Genomic DNA, 18,514 nt, shown 5'->3' on the forward strand with positions numbered 1-18,514 from the left:
TAAACGTGATTATGAAATTTTTACAATTTGGACGAACATTTCTCCGCCAGGTGTTTGAACGGTTACTTTGTCGTCTACTTGTTTACCTAAAAGGCTTTTTGCAATCGGTGAATCGTTTGAAATCTTGCCTTCAAACGGATCAGCTTCTGCACTTCCCACGATGGTGTAAGACTCTTCTTCGCCGTCCGGTAATTCAACGAATGTCACCGTTTTACCAAGTGAAACAACATTTGAATTTCCTTCATCTTCGATAATTTTGGCATTACGAATCATATTATCAAGCGTTGTAATACGGCCTTCTACAAACGCCTGCTCTTCTTTAGCAGAATCATATTCCGAGTTTTCAGAGAGGTCTCCAAAACTTCTAGCGATTTTAATACGCTCTACAACCTCTTTACGTTTAACCGTTTTCAAATGTTCAAGCTCTTCTTCTAATTTACGCTTTCCTTCTTCTGTCATTGGAAATACTTTCTCTTGTGCCATGAATCATTCACTCCTTCTATTAATCCTCATCATACAAACTTTCTGCACGTGAGTGACGACTGAAATATACAAGAATGAGGACATGTTCAGGCCCTCATTCCTTCTGTCCCATATTCGTAAAAGTCCATCTTACATGGCGTCCCTTTTAGATGCAACTATTATGCCTTTTATTAGACAGGACCACTTGCAGCGGTCTAAAATCGCACAAACTGTGGAAAGGCACAGGAAGCTCCTGTACCTCGTTCGGCCATTTCGATCATATGTAGAAGAATAGCTTATCCATTCTCCTGCTTTCAATACATAATATGGTCAGTGTACGATATGTCTATGCTATATTATTACAAAATTGCGTTTTGATCAAGAATTGTTTGAAAATTTGTGATGATTTGTTTGTCGTTTTTTTAATATACTTTTACAAAATCGAAACAACTTCAATATTACGCTTGAAAACCGCATTTTTCTACATCTATTCCACATCATTGTTTTCCTATCATATCAAATCTTCCATTTAAGGTGTGATTTCTAAAAATCACTTAATTAACATCTATCAATGAAACATTGGGATTTATCCCCTTTTTCAATTCGCGATGCTGAAAAGACCTTTACACTGTAAAGGTCTTTTTCTTCTCCACCATTTACTCTGCTCGGTTTTGAAGAATCGTTTGAATTTTTGTCACCATTAAGTCGATCGCCACATGGTTTTGGCCGCCTTCTGGGATGATGATATCGGCGTATCGCTTTGTCGGTTCAATGAATTGATTATGCATCGGTCTGACAACAGATACATATTGCTCAATCACAGAATCGATCGACCGGCCTCTTTCCTTCGTATCGCGTAAAATGCGGCGAATGATGCGAAGGTCTGCATCTGTATCGACATACAGTTTAATATCCATTAAGTCTCTCAAACGTTCGTCTTCGAGCGCAAAGATACCTTCAACGATAATGACATCCTTTGGCTCAACATGAACCGTCTCTTCTGAACGTGTGTTTAGTTTAAAATCATATATTGGTTTTTCAATGGATTCGTACCTTAAGAGCTGTTCCAAATGCTCAAACATCAGGTCATTGTCGAATGCAAGCGGATGATCATAGTTCGTGAGCAGGCGCTCTTCAAATGGCATATGACTTTGATTTTTGTAATATAAATCTTGCTGAAGCATGAGGATGGAATGTCCTTTAAATTTTTCATAGATTGAATTGGTGACGCTCGTTTTACCTGAACCCGAGCCGCCAGCAATACCAATGACAACTGGTTTACTCCTCATGTGGCTGTTATTTCCCCTTTCTCATCATGTTGCTAGGGTATACTTTTTGATCAAGCTTGAATTTGACGATTTGCAGCGGATGACGAGCGGCATCTAGTTCATTGCCTTTTTCATCCCAAATCGTCTCAATTTTGCATGTGAAATTCTCAATTTCTGGTCCGAAGAATTCGACTTCGTCGCCTGCTTTAAAGAAGTTACGCTGCTGCAATGTCACGATTTGTTCTTTTTCATCATAATGAAGAACAAGACCTGCGAAATCAAATGTGGTTTTCTTTCCATGAATGCCAAACATTTGTTCATCCGTTCCTGGTACGCCTTCGAAAAAGGCTGGTGCTGTGTCACGGTTTGCGCATTTATCTAATTCATCTAACCATTCCTGCTGAATGACAAAATTGTCTGGATCAGCACAATACGCTTCAATGACTTTACGATACACACTGACAACAGTGGCAACATAATGAATGGATTTCATCCGTCCTTCGATTTTTAAGCTGTCAATTCCCATTTCGATCATTTGAGGAATGGATTCAACAAGCTTCAAATCTTTTGGACTCATCGCAAATGGTGCATCCTCTTCACCAAATAATGGTGCTTCCTCAGAACCTTCTAGTTTATAAAGATCATAATCCCAGCGGCAGGACTGGCAGCAGCCTCCGCGGTTGGAATCTCTTGCCGTCATATGGTTACTGAGCACGCAGCGGCCAGAGTATGCGATACACATCGCACCGTGAATGAATGTTTCGATTTCAATATCGACCTTTTCCTTCATTTCTCTAATTTCTAGCGCACTTGTTTCACGTGCAAGCACCACACGCTCAAGCCCTTCTTCCTTCCAAAATTGAACAGCTTTCCAATTTGAAAGAGATTGCTGTGTGCTTAAGTGGACTTCAAGCTTCGGTGCAACACGTTTACATGTTTCAATGATCAATGGATCAGCTACGATAATGCCTGCTACTCCAGCGCCTTCAATCCCTTGAAGGTATTCCTCCAGCCCGTCCATGTTTTCATTGTGGGCGAAGATATTCGTTGTCACATAAATGCGTGCGCCATATTTGTTTGCAAATGCGACGCCCTCTGCCATTTCTTCAATTGAAAAGTTATCTGCATTAGAGCGAAGCCCAAATTCTTTCCCGCCAATAAAAACAGCGTCAGCTCCATAATGTACAGCAATTTTCAGCTTTTCCAAGTTTCCTGCGGGTGCAAGCAGTTCTGGTTTTTTTGTAATGACACGTTTCCCATCAATCATTTCAGAAATACCATCTTTCAATAATGCCATTTCCTCTGCCTCCTCTTATATTAATAAACCGTTTCTTTAAAGAAGAATCCTGTATCAATTGAACGATTCACTGGCTGAATTTCTTCAATCCGCTTCACCCAGTCCTCTTTCTGATCTTCATACGCGTCTTTGTCAGTCGTTAGTAAATCAATTGCTTTTCTATAAAGTGATGTCACCTCTGTCATATAAGAAAGTGACTTTAAAATTCCGTCAATTTTAAATGAGTCAATGCCTGCGTCAACAAACTCTTCTAATTCGTCAATCATACACACATCATTTGGACTCATAATATGTGTCCCGTTTGCATCCTCGAAAATAGGGTATTTGTTTTGACGCTCTTGGTCATGCAGGAATAGCCCTTCCTCCATATTTCTGCCTACGACATCCATTTGTTTGCCCTGGTATTCAAAGTAGTTGCCGATGAGCGTACGTTTTGATTGAAACATACATGTCATGCCATGGACTTGAATTTCAATCTCCACCTCAGCATTTTCTTTGATGTCGATCACACTGTCCATATTCAGCTCTTTTGCAAGAACAGCACGCGATGCACCTTTTCTGCCCCAGTAGTTACAAGTGTAATAGTTTGTCCCAGTCGTTTCTGTACTCCAGTGAAGATTCAGGTTCACTCCTGTTTCCTTTGCAGCCATGATCACGGCTGGGTCTCCAAAGACGACACCATCCACGTTTAATGAATCGAGAAAAGTTAAATAATCTCCAAGCAGCTGGACGCGGTCATTATGAAAAATTGCATTCATCGCCACATACACTTTTTTCTGATGGGCATGTGCAACCTCAACCGTTTGTTTCACATCTTCTCTTGAAAACTCACCCGCAAGACGAATACCGTATGTTTGTTCGCCTATTAAGAATGCATCAGCTCCTGCCTCAATTAATGGCATGACGTCTGACACGCTGCTTGGCGTTACAAGCAATTCTGGTTTCTTCATGATTGGTCACCTCTTTTTGTACTAATGGCGATCCCGTCTCCAACTGGAATAATGCACGTTTGGAAATCAGGGTTTGACATGAGCCATTGATTGTATCGATCAATTTTTCCAATTAATTGTTTTTTTCGTTTATCTTCAATTTCTTCTTCATAATTCGTTGCCACTAAGCCTTTGAATAATACATTGTCTGTAATAATCATTCCGTCATGAGCGAGCATCGGTTCAAACAATTCAAAAAAACGCTTGTACTGCCCTTTTGCAGCATCAATAAAAATCACATCATAGGGCGCCATCGTTTGGACCGTTTTAGCCGATTCCATCGCATCACCAAAAAACACGTGTATTCTTTCTTTTAACTTTAATTCCTCAATGTTCCGTGTCGCTTCTTCATAGCGCTTTGCATTTCGCTCAATCGTATAAATCTCAGCATCTGGCAGAGCTGTTGCCATTCGAATGGCGGAATAGCCAATCGCTGTCCCAACCTCAAGAATTTTCTTCGGCTTTTTCATCGAAAGAAGCTGCAGTAAAAGCTCGATGCTCACCTTTTCCATAATTGGCACATGATGCTCTTTTGCATAGATCTCTAATTGAGCGATTGCATCAGGACTTGGGTGAATTAAATGTTCAATATAATCATTTATTCGATCATCTTCGATAGTCATTATCTGTCTAGCTCCTTCATGACCTGAAAAAGAAGAGTCCTGCCTGTTGCAGCTCTCTTTCTCGTCAATCTTTCGTTCATCTAAGTAAAAACAACCCGATATATTTTACCACAAAGAAGTGGTAATTGCGAACCTATAAAATGGATATTTCAACGAAAAAAACTGCAGGCAATCTCGTGTTGTCTACAGTCTTTTTCGATTCACTTGTACGTTAATTGCTGCCTGTGATGTATTTCGCTTTTGCTTTATTATGCTCATTTAACGTTTTCGTAAATACGACTTCTCCATTTTTCTTCGCAAGGAAGTAAACGTAATCCGTTTTCTCTGGATGCAGAGCTGCTTTCCAAGAGGATTCACCAGCATTTGCAATAGGTCCAGGCGGCAGCCCTTTGTTGTTATACGTGTTATAAGGAGATTTCACTTTTAGGTCTTTGTAATAAACGCGGGATTTATGCTCACCAAGTGCATAAAGAACGGTTGGGTCAGTTTGAAGCGGCATGTCCTTTTTCAACCGGTTATAAAATACACTTGAGATTTTTGCCCGATCTGTCTTTTCTGTTGCTTCCATTTCAATCAGTGATGCCATCGTTAACACATCATGTATGGACATGTTTCTCTTTTTCATGTCTTTTTCATACGTTTTCACGTATTGATCTGTTTGTTTAATCATCGTTTCAATGATCGTTTCGAGCGATTCATCCTCACGATAAAATGGATACGTAGCAGGGAATAAGTAACCCTCTAACGGATGTTTCACCTGTTTCCCATTCACCTGTGATGTCACGGTTTTCGGATATTTTTTCATTAGTGTTTGAATAAAAGCAGGATCATCCAGCTTTGCTTCAACTTCCTTTGCTGAAAAATTCGTCTGATTTGCAATAATGGCTGCAATATCAGACAGCTGTCTTCCCTCTGGAATCACAAGCTGAAAGGCGTAATCAGTCCCGCCAGATGTCAGCTTTTTGATCAGCGTGTCTGCGTCCATTGTTTGTTTTAGATGAAAATATCCCGCTTTAAAGCCGGACGCCTTTTTGTATTTTGCATAATACGTGAAAATCGTGTCATTCGAAATGAGCCCATTTTCTTTTAAAATGCCCGCAATTTCGCGGACAGATGTCCCATTTGGAATATGAATATTAATGGTTTGTTTACTTTTTTGATCGACCGGTCCGAGTGCTGATTTAACATATAAAAAGCCTGATAATGCTGCAATGATGATGACAGCAAGGACAGATAACAGGACGATCCCCATTTTTCTTTTGAAGAATGGTCGTTTCTTTTGTTCTGAAAACATGCATGGCCCTCCTCACATCTAGCTTTTATAGTACATGATTCGACGGAGTTCGGCAATTCCTTGCTCATGCATGTCATGACAAAACTTGCCACAAAACGGCTAAACCAACGCCGCCACCGCTTCCAATAGCAGCGATGACATAGCTTCCATTCGGTAAAGCGTGCGCTTCATAAAATAATCTCACCATCATAGCAGCTCCTGACGCGCTGTAAGGATGCCCAAGGCAAAGTGCACCGCCTCTTCTATTGATCCGGTCATATGGTATCCCCAGCGTCCGGGCAATAAGTGCAGCTTTCAGCGCAAACGCTTCATTGATTTCAAATAGCGCCACTTCCTCTGCCTTGATGTTCTCTTGATGTAAAAGCTTCTTGATCGCATCAATTGGTGAAGCAGCTGGAAAATGAGGATGTATCGCTGTCACAGCACTTCCGGCATACCGTAACATCGCCTTACATCCACTTGCTTCCGCTAGCGATCTTTCCATCACAGCGACGGCAGCTGCTCCGTCTGCTTCCTTACAGCTATTGGCGGCGGTCACAGTTCCTTTTCCCGGTAAAAATACAGGCTTTGCCCGCTTGATCAGCTTTGCCATCGGTCTTATTTTAGCAGCCGCTTCATCTATGCTCAGCCCGTCAATCGAAACGATTTCTTCTGCATATGTACCATGTTTGAAGGCGGCTAAACTTCTTTCCCAGCTTAAAAGGGCATAGTCATCTTGTTCTTTTCTCGTGACAGAAAATGCCGACGCGGTCAGCTCTGCTGCTTCTCCCATATGCGGATCTCCTATCCACTCCGGTGAAAAGCGGGCTCTTTCTTTCATTGGTGATCTGGAAATGCTCTCAGTCCCGCCAGCGATATACATCGATCCCTCCCCCGATTGAACCATGACGCATGCTGTTCTGATCGCTTCAAGACCAGAGGCACATTGCCTGTCAATCGTCATACCGGGAACGTGTAAAGGGAGCCCTGCTTCTAATGAAGACAGACGGGCCATATTTCCACCGCCTCCGACGACATTGCCTAATATGACGTCATCCGGTGTCATGTTCTGAGACAAATGCCGAATAAGGGGAGCGGCTAATTGCTCTGGGCGATAATTTTTCAGCATCCCATTTCTGTCACCGAAGGGTGTTCGTTTTGCTTGTACAATCACCGCTTGCATGACAATTGCTCCTCCGCCCACCTTTTCATGCTCACACGGGCAATTTTTCCGCCGGATGTTTCAATCATTTGATCAACCACAAGCCATTTTTTTGGTACCTTGTAGGCCGCAAGCTTTTCTTTAACAGCTTGTCGAACCACCTTTATTTGCTGCACTTGCTCCAGTATGGCAACAGGGATTTCACCCCAATATGGGTCAGGAACGCCAACCACAATCGACCGCTTCACCTCTGGTTGTTCATTTAGCACGCGCTCAATTTCCTCTGGGAAAATATTCAGTCCTCCATAGACGATCATGCCATTCTCACGACCGCTCATATACAGATAACCGTCTTCATCCAGCCACCCCATATCGTAAACAGTCAGCCACTCCTGCGGTGGTTTCTCCTCATGCAAGTAGCCTGAAAAAGTCATTGGGCTCTTCACATAAATCCTCCCTATTTCATTTGGTTGACAGACAGATTGATCGGGCCGCCTTACTTCTACTTGAATGGAGGAGAAAGGCCGTCCAACAGAAGAAGGTTTTTGCAGAAAGTCATTTGAAGACAAATAAGAGACAAAACTTAACTCTGAAGTACCATAAAAATCAAAAAAAGTGATATATGGATAGTTGGAGACGAGCTGTTCTTTTGAAGAGATGCTCCAATCTGCTCCCGATGACATGACAAGAAGCGGATTGTCTCCTTTAAAAGCATCGATTTGCAGTAACGTTTCTGTCATTGTTGGGACAGTATACATCACTGTGATATCACCTGTCTCTAAGGCTTGCTTCGCTTTTCCTGGCACAAATTTTTCTAAAAGCGTCACTGTGCCGCCAAAGTATAATGTACTGATGGCACCATATAAAAAATGAGAGGATAAGAGCGTACCTAATATAAGAGCATGATCTTGATGAGTGATTCCAAATGAAGCGGCGGTCATTTGAAAGCTCTCGATCCATGATTGCTGACGCCTAATAAAGGCTTTCGGTGAGCCTGTTGAACCTGACGTAAATCCCATATAAAAGACAGGATCCTTCTCGGTATCGCAGTTGTTATAAGGACTGTTGTCTGTGAGAAGGCTGATTCTTTCCTTCCATTCAGATATAGAAAGAATCGGCATGTCCACGCTGCCCTGTTCAAATCTTTTCATAAATCGATCCTCTATAATGGCGAGATCCGCCTCACTTAACAAGAGTTTTTCTACACATTCTTCATGACTCCATCTCGGATCAAGCGGAACGGCTGTCCACCCTGCACAAGCAGCGCCCGCAAATATTTGAAGAAAAGAAGCACCATTTGATAATAAAAAAGCGATTCTTTTTTGCTGATGAGCCGTTCCTTGTAACCACTGTGCCGCTCTCTGCACACGTTCATACCAATCTTCATATGTAATGCTTTCTTGCTCATCTATGATGGCAATCTGATCTCGTTTCATTTCTGCATGTACTGCATAGCTTTCCGTTATTCTGATCAAACTGCTCGCCTCCCTTTAGGCAAATCCCTTTTTCGATATGACATGGCCTGAATGATTCTGACCGTAAAGACAGCACACATTCCCGCTTTGATGAGATCACCTGGAAGATAAATCAAACTAAGAAAAGCGGCCTGTGAGACCTTAATATGCATCATCATGGCTTGAAAAGGAATGCCGCACATATACAAAATCACAATACTGCAAACCGCATAGATCACAAAAAGACGCAGTGCGGTTATTTTTTTCAGCCGGTTTACCCATAGGCTGATCATGAAGGCAGCAGCCGGATAGGCAAGTAGAAAACCACCGCTTGGCCCAAAAAAGACCCCAATTCCGCCTCTCCCGCCTGATAAAAGAGGTGCGCCTGCTGCCACAATCAATAGAAAAAGACATAAACTGATCAATGCTTGTTTTGGCTTTAACAGCCCCCCAGCAAGCAAAAGACCTGCGGTTTGCAATGTAATCGGTACAGGTGTAAATGTCAGTAAAATCGGCGGGATCAAGCCTAACATCCCGATAACTGCTGTCATTAACGCTATTTGCATCATATCTTGAATTCTCAATATTCATGCCCCTCACTCAAATTATTGTTAAAAACAGAGTAAAAGGTACAGTTCATTATGTCAACACAAAATAAATTTAAGTTAACATAATGATTGTAAAAAAAGACCTGTGAAGAAGATCAAGAAGATCTGTTCACAGGTCTTTTATTTGTTCTTATTCTTCGTCTTCTTGATCTAAGAACGTATTTAGCGTTTCTTCAATCATATCCCACTCTTCATCCGTTTCAATCGGCTCTAGCTCGCCATCTTCACCGTCTTCATTCGGTGTGAAGCTTGATGCATGAATTTCAATTTCCTCATTGTCTTGCTCAGAAATTGGGTAGTAAAGGACATAAGATTTGTTAAAATGGTCGCTTTCAAAAGTAAATAGTACTTCGCAAAGCTGTTCATTTCCATTATCATCAACGATTGTAATTTGCTTTTCTCCGTGTTCCATTTGATTCACCTCATTTTAATTTAAGCTGTCTAAATATCCTTGCAGGATCATGACAGCCGCCATTTTATCAATGACTTTTTTACGCTTTTGTCTGCTCACATCTGCAGAGATGAGCATTTTTTCCGCTGCCATTGTTGACAGACGCTCGTCCCAAAGCACAACAGGAACATTGTACGTGTTTTCTAGCACTTTCGCAAATGATTGGCTGGCTTCGCCTCTAGGACCGACCGTGCCGTTCATATTTTTTGGAAAGCCAAGTACAATTTTATCCGCTCCATATTCTGCAACGATCTCAGACAGGCGGCTGAGACCAAAGTTTCCGCCTGCTTCATCAATTTTAATTGTTTCAATCCCTTGAGCTGTCCATCCCATTTCATCACTGATCGCAACACCAAGGGTTTTCGTGCCTAAATCTAAGCCCAAAATTCTCATGTTTTACGCCTCTTTATGTGTCTCTAAGTACGATTTAACCAATTCCTCAATTAATTCGTCTCGTTCTAGTTTACGAATTAGGTTGCGTGCATCCTGATGTCTTGGAATATAAGCAGGGTCGCCTGACAGCAAGTATCCGACAATTTGATTGATCGGGTTGTATCCTTTTTCTTGGAGTGCGTCATGAACTGTAATGAGCACTTCATTCACATTGGTTTCAGCTGAATCATCAGAGAAGTTAAACTTCATTGTCTTATCAAATGAACTCACTGCTTCTTGCACCTCTCTTCCAACATTCTACTAGCAAGCTTTTTTCTAACCGCTCATCTAATACCATTATTCTACACTACATTGCCTGATTATAAAACGGATTTAACAGATTCTTCGACAGTTGCCAATGCTTCTTCAAGCTTTTCTGGTTGTTTTCCGCCTGCTTGTGCCATGTCTGGACGTCCGCCTCCGCCTCCGCCGCAGATTTCAGCTGCCTGCTTCACAAGCTTCCCTGCATGCAGACCTTTTTCGATCACGTCTTTTGTCACTCCTGCTGAAATATTTACTTTTCCGTTTTGAACGGCTCCCAGGACGATGACAGCTGATCCTAATTTAGCTTTCAAGTCATCAACCATTGTTCTTAAATGGTTCATATCTTTAGCATTTACTTTTTCAGTTAGTACTTTCACTCCACCAACTTCTGTCACTTTCTCTAAAATAGAGCCTGCTTCTGCTTGGCTTAGTTTCGCAAGAAGAGATTCGTTTTCTCTTTGAACCTCTTTTAAATCTGCCTGTAATGAAGCGATTCGTTTTGGGACATCCTTCGTATTTGACTTCAGCTCACTTGCAGCCTGCTCTAAAATCGCCAGCTGGTCATTTAATTCTTCATAGGCACCTTTACCAGTCACAGCTTCAATACGGCGTGTTCCAGCACCAATACCCGACTCAGATGCAATTTTAAACAAACCGATTTCCGCAGTGTTTTGCACGTGACAGCCACCGCATAGCTCGATGCTGTAATCGCCCACTTGGACAACACGGACAATATCGCCATACTTCTCGCCAAACAGCGCCATTGCACCCATTTCTTTTGCTTCGGCAATTGGTTTCAGGTCAATGGCAACAGAGATGCCTTCCCAAATTTTTTCGTTGACGATTTTTTCAATTTGAGACAATTCTTCTTTCGTCACTTGTCCAAAGTGAGAGAAATCAAAGCGAAGTCTGTTTTCATTTACCAATGAACCTGCTTGGTTTACGTGGCTGCCTAATACGTCTTTTAGCGCCTGATGCAGAAGGTGTGTCGCTGTATGGTTTTTGACAATGCCTTTTCGAAGAGCTGATTTCACTTCTGCAGTGATCTCGAGACCTTTTTGAGCCGTACCGCTTACGACGACTCCTTCATGGACATGCTGACCGTTTGGCGCTTTTTTCACATCTTTGATCTCAATGATGGCTTCTGCACTTTTTAGTGTTCCTTTATCCGCCACTTGTCCGCCGCTTTCCGCATAGAAAGGTGTTTCATCTAACAAGATTTGCACCGTGTCTCCTTCATGTGCTTCCGAGACAATTTCACCATTTTGAAGCAATTCAATAATACGGGCATCTGCTGTTAGATTTTCATAGCCAACGAAGGTGCTTTCTACTTTAATATCGCCTAGAGCGCCGCCTTGAACCTGCATACTGCCGACATCTTGTCTCGCATTTCTTGCCCGTTCTCGCTGCTTCTCCATTTCCGCTTGGAAGCCTTCTCGATCAACTGTCATGTTCTCATCTTCTGCGTATTCTTCTGTCAGCTCGACAGGGAATCCATACGTGTCATACAGCTTAAATACATCTTCACCTGAAATTTGTGAGCTGCCTTTGTCTCTTTCTTTTTTGATCACTTCTGACAAAATGGCTAACCCTTCGTTCAGTGTTTCGTGGAAACGTTCTTCTTCGTTTTTGATGACTTTCGCAATAAATTCTTCTTTTGCTTGTACATCTGGGTAGAAATCCTTCATGATTTCAGCAACAACTGGCACTAAATCATACATAAACGGACGGTGGATATGGATCGTTTTTGCATAACGCACAGCGCGGCGCAGCAAACGTCTTAATACATATCCGCGGCCTTCATTGGAAGGAAGTGCTCCGTCACTTACAGCAAAGGCAACTGTCCGGATGTGGTCAGCAATCACTTTGAATGCTGTATCCTTTTCCTTTGTTTCGCCATAGCTTTCTCCAGAGATCGTTTCGACTGCGCGAATAATTGGCATGAATAGGTCTGTATCGAAGTTCGTCGGCACATTTTGAATGACAGATACCATTCGTTCAAGACCCATCCCTGTATCAATGTTTTTCTTCGGCAGTGGTGTGTATGACCCATCTGGATTATGGTTGAATTCAGAGAACACGAGATTCCATACTTCTAAATAACGCTCGTTTTCCCCACCTGGATATAATTCTGGATCGTTCATGTCGTGACCGTATGATTCACCGCGGTCATAGAAAATTTCTGTATTCGGTCCGCTTGGGCCCTCGCCAATATCCCAGAAGTTGCCTTCAAGACGGATAATACGTTCTTCAGGCACACCAATTTTATCTCTCCAAAGGATATACGCTTCTTCGTCCTCTGGGTGGACTGTCACAGATAATAAATTCGGATCAAAACCAATCCACTCGTCACTTGTGAGGAATTCCCACGCCCATTCAATGGCCTCTTCTTTAAAGTAGTCACCAATAGAGAAGTTGCCAAGCATTTCAAAGAACGTGTGATGGCGTGCTGTCTTCCCTACATTTTCAATATCATTTGTACGAATCGATTTTTGCGCGTTGCAAATACGCGGATTTTCAGGTACGACGCGGCCATCAAAGTATTTTTTTAATGTTGCCACACCACTGTTGATCCATAAAAGTGTCGGATCGTCATGCGGTACAAGAGACGCACTCGGTTCTACAGCATGTCCTTTTTCTTTAAAAAAGTCTAAAAACATTTGACGTACTTGAGCTGAAGTTAAAGTTTTCATTCAAAAATCCTCCCTTATCATTCATCAATCTCCACACAAACGAAAAAACATCCCGCCCTATGCAAGCACAAAACGACTTACACAGGGACGAGATGTTCTCGCGGTACCACCCTGATTATAGACAAATTCGTCTATCACCTTCACATCCGATAACGCCGGAAGAGAGCGGCAGTGTTTATCTGCACTCGGGACTAGCTTCCGTTAAAGGTCTGATAAGGCTTTTCTCAGCAAATAAAGCCTCTCTCTGCAACAGCTTTTTAACGTACTCGGGTCCGTCATTGAATTTCAATATGTATGAATCGAAATTATTATAGACAACTCGGCTCGTCTTGTCAATGAACGCTTCGTCTCATCAGGATATATTGCACAATGATCACCCTGATAATCGCAGCTGCTGGTACGGCTAAAATCATCCCAATTAAGCCAAACAACTCCCCTCCTGCAAGCAAGACAAGCATAATGACGACAGGATGCATATGAAGACTTCGCCCTACAATGATCGGGCTGAGAACATTGCTCTCTAAAAATTGCAGCACCGCTACTGTGATCAGCACAATGATGACCGATTTCACTGAGATGGTAAACGCAATAAAGATGGCAGGAACTGCGCCAATAATCGGTCCAAAATACGGTATCACGTTCGTTGCTCCTATCAACATGCCAAGGACAAGCGGATACGGGATATGAAAAAGCCAGAGCACAATAGCTGCTGCACCACCAATTAAAGAACAGACAAGCAGCTGCCCTCGAATATAATCACCAAGCGATTCATCCACTGCTTTGACAAAAGCATGCCCCCTCTTCCTAAATGATGGCGGTGTTAAATACCATGCCGCCCGCTTCATCGTGTTCATGTCCTTCACCATATAAAAAACAAGAAAAGGAATGAGTGCTGCGACTAATGCGTAATCAAATAAAACCTTACAGCTAAGGATCATCCGCTCAGCACTATTGGCTGCATATGTCTCCGATTGAACAATGAAGCGGTCCAAGCGCTCGTGAAGTGCGTCAGGCCAGTGGCTAGTATGACGATGAATATGTGATAAAGCGCCATTATAAGTTTCGGCGAGGACAGGAATTTGTTCTGACAGCTCATTTAACTGTGCGATCATTACAGGCGCTCCTTTATAAACCGCAAACCCAATCCCGCCAAAAAACAGGACATAGATGAGTAAGAGACTGACTGTTCTCGGCAGCCCTCGTGCATGCAGTCTTTCCACAATCGGATAAAGCAGATAAGAAATAAAAATGGCGATGAGAAGCGGAATGAGAACCGCCTTCAACAATAAAAAAATAGGCATCCATAACTCGTCGAGCTGCAGTAAAATGAGCAAGGATGCAAGGACAAGCAGGACCCCTGCAGCATATATCAGAAATTGGATCGGACGTTTCTTCACCTTTTTCACCTCTTTTCTTATTGTTTAACCATCTTCTGCAATTATCCACGTAAATAAAATTTGTCCTAACTTTGTTAAAAATGAATACACATGAAACATACAGCTCCATCCAAAGTCACTATTTGCTGTAAAATCTCGTCAGAAAATATTCCATTATTTACTTCTTTTTACACAAGTTATGCTAGAATCCACTTTAGCTTTAGCCAATGAAACACAAGAGGAGGTTCTTCATGATCACATTCGAAGAAGTCAACAAGCATTATGGCCACTTCCATGTACTTAAGGACATTAACCTACATATTCAAAAAGGGGAGGTTGTTGTGATCATCGGTCCTTCAGGATCTGGTAAAAGCACGATGCTCAGGTGTATCAATCGTCTTGAAAGCATTGATGCGGGAAAAGTTCTCGTCAACCAAGTGTCTGTTCAGCATCCGAAGACCAACATCAATCTTGTCAGGCAAAATATCGGAATGGTCTTTCAGCATTTTCACCTCTATCCGCATAAGACGGTGCTTGAAAACATTATGCTTGCACCGATGAAGGTCAAAAAAGTGAGCAAGGAAGAAGCAAAGGAAACAGCTGAATTTTATTTAAATAAAGTCGGCATTCCTGAAAAAGCAGATACCTATCCTTCACGACTCTCGGGCGGACAGCAGCAGCGCGTTGCCATTGCAAGAGGGCTTGCGATGAAGCCAGAGGTGATGCTTTTTGACGAACCGACATCTGCACTTGATCCAGAGATGATCGGCGAGGTTTTAGATGTGATGAAGCAGCTGGCCCGAGAAGGCATGACCATGGTTGTCGTCACACATGAGATGGGCTTTGCCCGCGAGGTGGCCGACCGCATTGTCTTTATTGATGAAGGCAGAATTCTTGAAGAATCAACACCAGCTGCATTTTATGAAAAACCGCAAGAGAAACGTGCTCAATTATTTTTAAGCCGTATTTTAAATCACTAGGGGGAATGGTTTAATGAAAAAAATGAAACGCTTTGGCCTGCTGCTCTTTATGACTTGCTGCATCGCCGCTTTGGCTGCTTGCGGATCCACTGAAAAAGGCTCAACTGATGCAAAACAAGGAAGCTCATTAGAAGCCATTAAGAAAGATAAAAAAATTATTTTCGGTGTAAAAAATGACACACGTCTATTCGGTCTAAAAAATCCGAGCAGCGGCGAGATTGAAGGATTTGATATTGATATTGCAAAAGCCATCACAAAGGAAATACTTGGCGATGAAGGGAAAGCAGAATTTAAGGAAGTGACCTCTAAAACAAGAATTCCTTTGCTTCAAAAAGGAGATATCCATGCGATTGTTGCGACCATGACAATTACAGAAGAGCGTAAAAAAGAAGTCAATTTCTCAGATGTTTACTTTGAAGCAGGACAATCACTGCTTGTGAAAAAAGGAAGCGACATTCAATCCATTGATGATCTTAAAAAAGGAACGAAGGTGCTGGCCGTGAAAGGCTCTACTTCTTCTCAAAATATCCGTGAGAAAGCACCTGAAGCATCCGTATTAGAATTCGAGAACTATCAAGAGGCTTTTACAGCTTTAAAATCAAATCAAGGGCAAGTGCTGACAACTGATAATGCGATCTTATTTGGTATGGCAGATGAGGATTCAAATTACGAAGTTGTCGGCGGCACCTTTACAGATGAACCTTATGGCATTGCTGTGAAAAAAGGGGATCAAGAATTAACAGATGCGATCAATAACGCCTTAAAAACGTTAAAAGACAATGGAGAGTATGACAAGATTCTTAAAAAATGGATCAAAGAATAACATTTGATTCGTTAAGATCAATGCCCTCAGGGTGAGCCGATCCATGGCTCCCCTGTTGATCAGGAAGGAAGTGAACTGATTGCTGCGGTTTTCCATTCTCACTGAAAATTTTCATCTTTATTTAGAAGGCTTTAAATATACCATTGGTGCAAGTGTCATTGCTCTGATTGGAAGCTTTTTGATCGGTACACTCATTGCCATTATGAGAATTGCGCCATTTAGGCCGCTCAACTGGTTCGGAACGGCTTATGTAGAATTTATTCGGAATATTCCGTTATTATTGATCACCTTTGTTTTCTTCTTCGGTTTACCGGTGCTAGGTATTGTAGCAGATGGCTTTACTGCTGGAACGATCGCTCTTGCTATTTATACGTCTGCCTTTATTGCTGAAGCCATTCGTGCAGGGATACAAGCTGTACCGCTTGGACAAATGGAAGCAGCCCGCGCTTCAGGTCTGTCATATGGCGGGACGATGCGGTATATCATTCTGCCGCAGGCGATTAAAATCGTCATTCCCCCTCTTGGGAATCAATTTATTAACCTTGTCAAAAACTCCTCGATTTTAGGTGTCATTGCAGGGTTTGATCTCATGTATCAGGGAGACCTTATTGCATCTAGAACATTTGTGACGTTTGATGTCTACATCTTTGTTGCCATGTTCTATCTGCTATTAACCATTCCGCTCAGTCTAGGTGTTGGTTATTTAGAAAGAAGATTAGCAAGAAGCCACTAGAAAGGAGGAAACATCATCATGGATTTTATAGGTGCCTACCAGCCTGATCATCTCGCCTTTTTACTTGAAGGATTTGCTGTCACCTTAAAAGTGGCTTTTATCTCCATCATTTTGAGCTTTATCATTGGATTAGTCGTCGGCACATTACGGTTCGCTCAAATTCCGATTTTATCAAAAGTGCTCGCGGTTGTTGTAGAAACTATTCGGAATCTGCCGCTTTTACTGATCATCTTTTTCACGTATTTTGCATTACCTGAAATCGGCATCAAGCTAAGCATCACAGCCTCTGCCATTGCAGCTTTAACTGTGTTTGAATCCGCGATGCTGTCAGAAATTATTCGGAGCGGCCTTAAATCAATTGATAAGGGCCAGATTGAAGCAGCCAGGTCTTCTGGTTTAACCTATATTCAAACATTAAAAATAATTATTATGCCGCAGGCACTGCGCAGAATGGTGCCGCCAATTGTCAGTCAATTCATATCTCTTTTAAAAGATACGTCGCTTGCCGTCGTCATTGCGCTTCCAGAATTATTACATCACGCTCAAATATTAAACGGTCAAAGCCAATCCTATTTACTGCCGATTTTCCTATTGGCGGCTATGATGTATTTTGTCGTCAATTTCAGCTTATCCATTCTTGCAAGACGATTAGAATACAGGCAGGCGTAACAGCTCAGCTTATAGACAAACCCTGTGCCCCGGTCTGAAAAAAACAAAGGGCTAAAATGAAGATCATTTTAGCCCTCTTGTTTACATCATTCTCATAACACGTTTTCTTAGCTTTTTCATATCCCGCTTTGATGGCATATCATATCGGCTTGCAAAGTGATATGCAAGTGCACCTGCACCAAGCGTTAATAGTGAAGAAGTCATTTTGCCCATTCGAAATTCCCCCTTAACACTTATAGTTGAATTGAACGTTCATCGTCACTAAACAGATCATCTAAGCTGCTTAGTGTCCCGTCTTCCTCCACTTGGTGTGTCGATATTTTGCCTTTTGACAGCGTCAATTCAATAAAACAGCCCCAGCAATAATATTGATTGACCCCAATTTTTCCGATGTCTTTACATTTGCAATTTGGGCAAATGAGCATAATCAGCACCTCTTTACGTTCGGTTTAGAACTAGTGCTTCCTTTTGAACGTTCATCAAGGTTCCGGCAGCCTGCAGCTGTTTCCGAATCCCTGATAATTCTGTAAAGAAGCCGTCCGAGAGTTCATATGCTACGATTGTGCCCGAATTTGAGCAAAAGTATACATCTTCCAAAATGCCTAAATTTTCACCATCTGGCGACTGCATCATTTTCTTTTTTAACTTCGAAAATAACAAGGATGGGGCAGAGGAATCCATGCCTACTCCCTCCTGGCAGCTCACATATAAACCTTTGTCTGTCAGCTGATCAAAAGCAGAGAATGGAATGAGTGCACAGTCTTTCTTTTTCCCCTCTAACACATATCCTCCGCAGCTGCCTCCGGCTAAAAAGCAAATATCTTTTATGGAACCAAGCGATTGGGACAGCTCATCTGAATAGATCGTCATTCCTTCAAGTTCTCGGCATGTTCTCAAAATGTGCTCAACCACCTTTTGCGGAACAGTCTTAGCGTGTGCGTTTGCTTCATGACTCAT

The 18,514-nt window shown here is 42.2% G+C and carries 21 protein-coding genes and 1 other annotated feature; of the genes, 4 read left to right on the plus strand and 17 right to left on the minus strand.

Annotated elements, in window-relative coordinates; all coding sequences use genetic code 11:
- Window positions 1-9 precede the first annotated feature (9 nt).
- The 14 genes from greA to ACP69X_RS12975 form a co-directional block, all read right to left on the minus strand.
- Window positions 10-483, minus strand: coding sequence for a transcription elongation factor GreA (gene greA / locus ACP69X_RS12910; RefSeq protein ID WP_047202506.1), 474 nt, complete (start codon window positions 481-483; stop codon window positions 10-12).
- A 635-nt stretch (window positions 484-1,118) separates the two neighbouring features.
- Complete coding sequence (gene udk, locus ACP69X_RS12915) at window positions 1,119-1,751, minus strand: uridine kinase (protein ID WP_024423106.1); 633 nt, start codon at window positions 1,749-1,751, stop codon at window positions 1,119-1,121.
- A 7-nt stretch (window positions 1,752-1,758) separates the two neighbouring features.
- Window positions 1,759-3,027: a peptidase U32 family protein gene (locus ACP69X_RS12920; RefSeq protein WP_426052725.1), complete on the minus strand. Its 1,269-nt coding sequence runs from the start codon at window positions 3,025-3,027 to the stop codon at window positions 1,759-1,761.
- Window positions 3,028-3,047: 20 nt separating this feature from the next.
- Window positions 3,048-3,977, minus strand: coding sequence for a peptidase U32 family protein (locus ACP69X_RS12925; RefSeq protein ID WP_073979782.1), 930 nt, complete (start codon window positions 3,975-3,977; stop codon window positions 3,048-3,050).
- Window positions 3,974-4,639: an O-methyltransferase gene (locus ACP69X_RS12930; protein WP_039180249.1), complete on the minus strand. Its 666-nt coding sequence runs from the start codon at window positions 4,637-4,639 to the stop codon at window positions 3,974-3,976. The genes ACP69X_RS12925 and ACP69X_RS12930 overlap by 4 nt, the downstream gene beginning before the upstream one ends.
- A 211-nt stretch (window positions 4,640-4,850) precedes the next feature.
- Complete coding sequence (gene mltG, locus ACP69X_RS12935) at window positions 4,851-5,933, minus strand: endolytic transglycosylase MltG (protein ID WP_025092416.1); 1,083 nt, start codon at window positions 5,931-5,933, stop codon at window positions 4,851-4,853.
- Between the two features lie 73 nt (window positions 5,934-6,006).
- Window positions 6,007-7,095 carry an acetyl-CoA C-acyltransferase gene (locus tag ACP69X_RS12940; RefSeq protein WP_426052726.1) on the minus strand — a complete coding sequence of 363 codons (1,089 nt, stop codon included), beginning with the start codon at window positions 7,093-7,095 and terminating at the stop codon, window positions 6,007-6,009.
- Window positions 7,083-8,546 carry an acyl-CoA synthetase gene (locus tag ACP69X_RS12945; protein ID WP_426052762.1) on the minus strand — a complete coding sequence of 488 codons (1,464 nt, stop codon included), beginning with the start codon at window positions 8,544-8,546 and terminating at the stop codon, window positions 7,083-7,085. Before ACP69X_RS12945 ends, ACP69X_RS12940 begins: the two co-directional genes overlap by 13 nt.
- On the minus strand, window positions 8,546-9,112 hold the full coding sequence (locus ACP69X_RS12950; protein WP_041086387.1) for a biotin transporter BioY: 567 nt from the start codon (window positions 9,110-9,112) through the stop codon (window positions 8,546-8,548). Before ACP69X_RS12950 ends, ACP69X_RS12945 begins: the two co-directional genes overlap by 1 nt.
- Before the next feature lie 154 nt (window positions 9,113-9,266).
- Window positions 9,267-9,548: a DUF1292 domain-containing protein gene (locus ACP69X_RS12955; protein ID WP_024423112.1), complete on the minus strand. Its 282-nt coding sequence runs from the start codon at window positions 9,546-9,548 to the stop codon at window positions 9,267-9,269.
- A gap of 15 nt (window positions 9,549-9,563) precedes the next feature.
- On the minus strand, window positions 9,564-9,980 hold the full coding sequence (gene ruvX, locus ACP69X_RS12960) for a Holliday junction resolvase RuvX (RefSeq protein ID WP_041086389.1): 417 nt from the start codon (window positions 9,978-9,980) through the stop codon (window positions 9,564-9,566).
- 3 nt (window positions 9,981-9,983) lie between these two features.
- Window positions 9,984-10,250: an IreB family regulatory phosphoprotein gene (locus ACP69X_RS12965; RefSeq protein WP_008358522.1), complete on the minus strand. Its 267-nt coding sequence runs from the start codon at window positions 10,248-10,250 to the stop codon at window positions 9,984-9,986.
- 89 nt (window positions 10,251-10,339) lie between these two features.
- Window positions 10,340-12,976, minus strand: coding sequence for an alanine--tRNA ligase (gene alaS, locus ACP69X_RS12970; protein ID WP_426052727.1), 2,637 nt, complete (start codon window positions 12,974-12,976; stop codon window positions 10,340-10,342).
- A gap of 80 nt (window positions 12,977-13,056) precedes the next feature.
- Window positions 13,057-13,264: a binding site (T-box leader), on the minus strand.
- A gap of 44 nt (window positions 13,265-13,308) precedes the next feature.
- Window positions 13,309-14,373, minus strand: coding sequence for an AI-2E family transporter (locus ACP69X_RS12975; protein ID WP_426052728.1), 1,065 nt, complete (start codon window positions 14,371-14,373; stop codon window positions 13,309-13,311).
- A gap of 230 nt (window positions 14,374-14,603) precedes the next feature.
- On the opposite strand from ACP69X_RS12975, the gene ACP69X_RS12980 reads away from it, so the two are divergent.
- The 4 genes from ACP69X_RS12980 (at window position 14,604) to ACP69X_RS12995 (ending at window position 17,557) form a co-directional block, all read left to right on the plus strand.
- Window positions 14,604-15,332: an amino acid ABC transporter ATP-binding protein gene (locus ACP69X_RS12980; RefSeq protein WP_041086396.1), complete on the plus strand. Its 729-nt coding sequence runs from the start codon at window positions 14,604-14,606 to the stop codon at window positions 15,330-15,332.
- Between the two features lie 13 nt (window positions 15,333-15,345).
- Window positions 15,346-16,155 (plus strand): transporter substrate-binding domain-containing protein, encoded by an 810-nt coding sequence (locus tag ACP69X_RS12985; RefSeq protein WP_404461552.1) that lies wholly within the window; start codon window positions 15,346-15,348, stop codon window positions 16,153-16,155.
- Window positions 16,156-16,234: 79 nt separating this feature from the next.
- Complete coding sequence (locus ACP69X_RS12990; protein WP_039180271.1) at window positions 16,235-16,888, plus strand: amino acid ABC transporter permease; 654 nt, start codon at window positions 16,235-16,237, stop codon at window positions 16,886-16,888.
- An 18-nt stretch (window positions 16,889-16,906) separates the two neighbouring features.
- Complete coding sequence (locus ACP69X_RS12995) at window positions 16,907-17,557, plus strand: amino acid ABC transporter permease (protein WP_073979786.1); 651 nt, start codon at window positions 16,907-16,909, stop codon at window positions 17,555-17,557.
- 81 nt (window positions 17,558-17,638) lie between these two features.
- Here ACP69X_RS12995 and ACP69X_RS13000 read toward each other — a convergent pair whose 3' ends face one another.
- From ACP69X_RS13000 to ACP69X_RS13010, 3 genes are read right to left on the minus strand one after another with little or no spacing between them, the layout of a single operon-like run.
- Entirely contained in the window at window positions 17,639-17,770 is a 132-nt protein-coding gene (locus ACP69X_RS13000; RefSeq protein WP_003216198.1) for a YrzQ family protein, read from the minus strand.
- Between the two features lie 20 nt (window positions 17,771-17,790).
- On the minus strand, window positions 17,791-17,982 hold the full coding sequence (locus ACP69X_RS13005; protein ID WP_003216308.1) for a hypothetical protein: 192 nt from the start codon (window positions 17,980-17,982) through the stop codon (window positions 17,791-17,793).
- 13 nt (window positions 17,983-17,995) lie between these two features.
- On the minus strand, window positions 17,996-18,514 hold the full coding sequence (locus tag ACP69X_RS13010) for a PRC-barrel domain-containing protein (RefSeq protein WP_426052729.1): 519 nt from the start codon (window positions 18,512-18,514) through the stop codon (window positions 17,996-17,998).

It is taken from the genome of Bacillus sp. DC4300-2b2 (assembly GCF_049895685.1).
GTDB classification, from domain to species: Bacteria; Bacillota; Bacilli; order Bacillales; family Bacillaceae; genus Bacillus; species Bacillus safensis.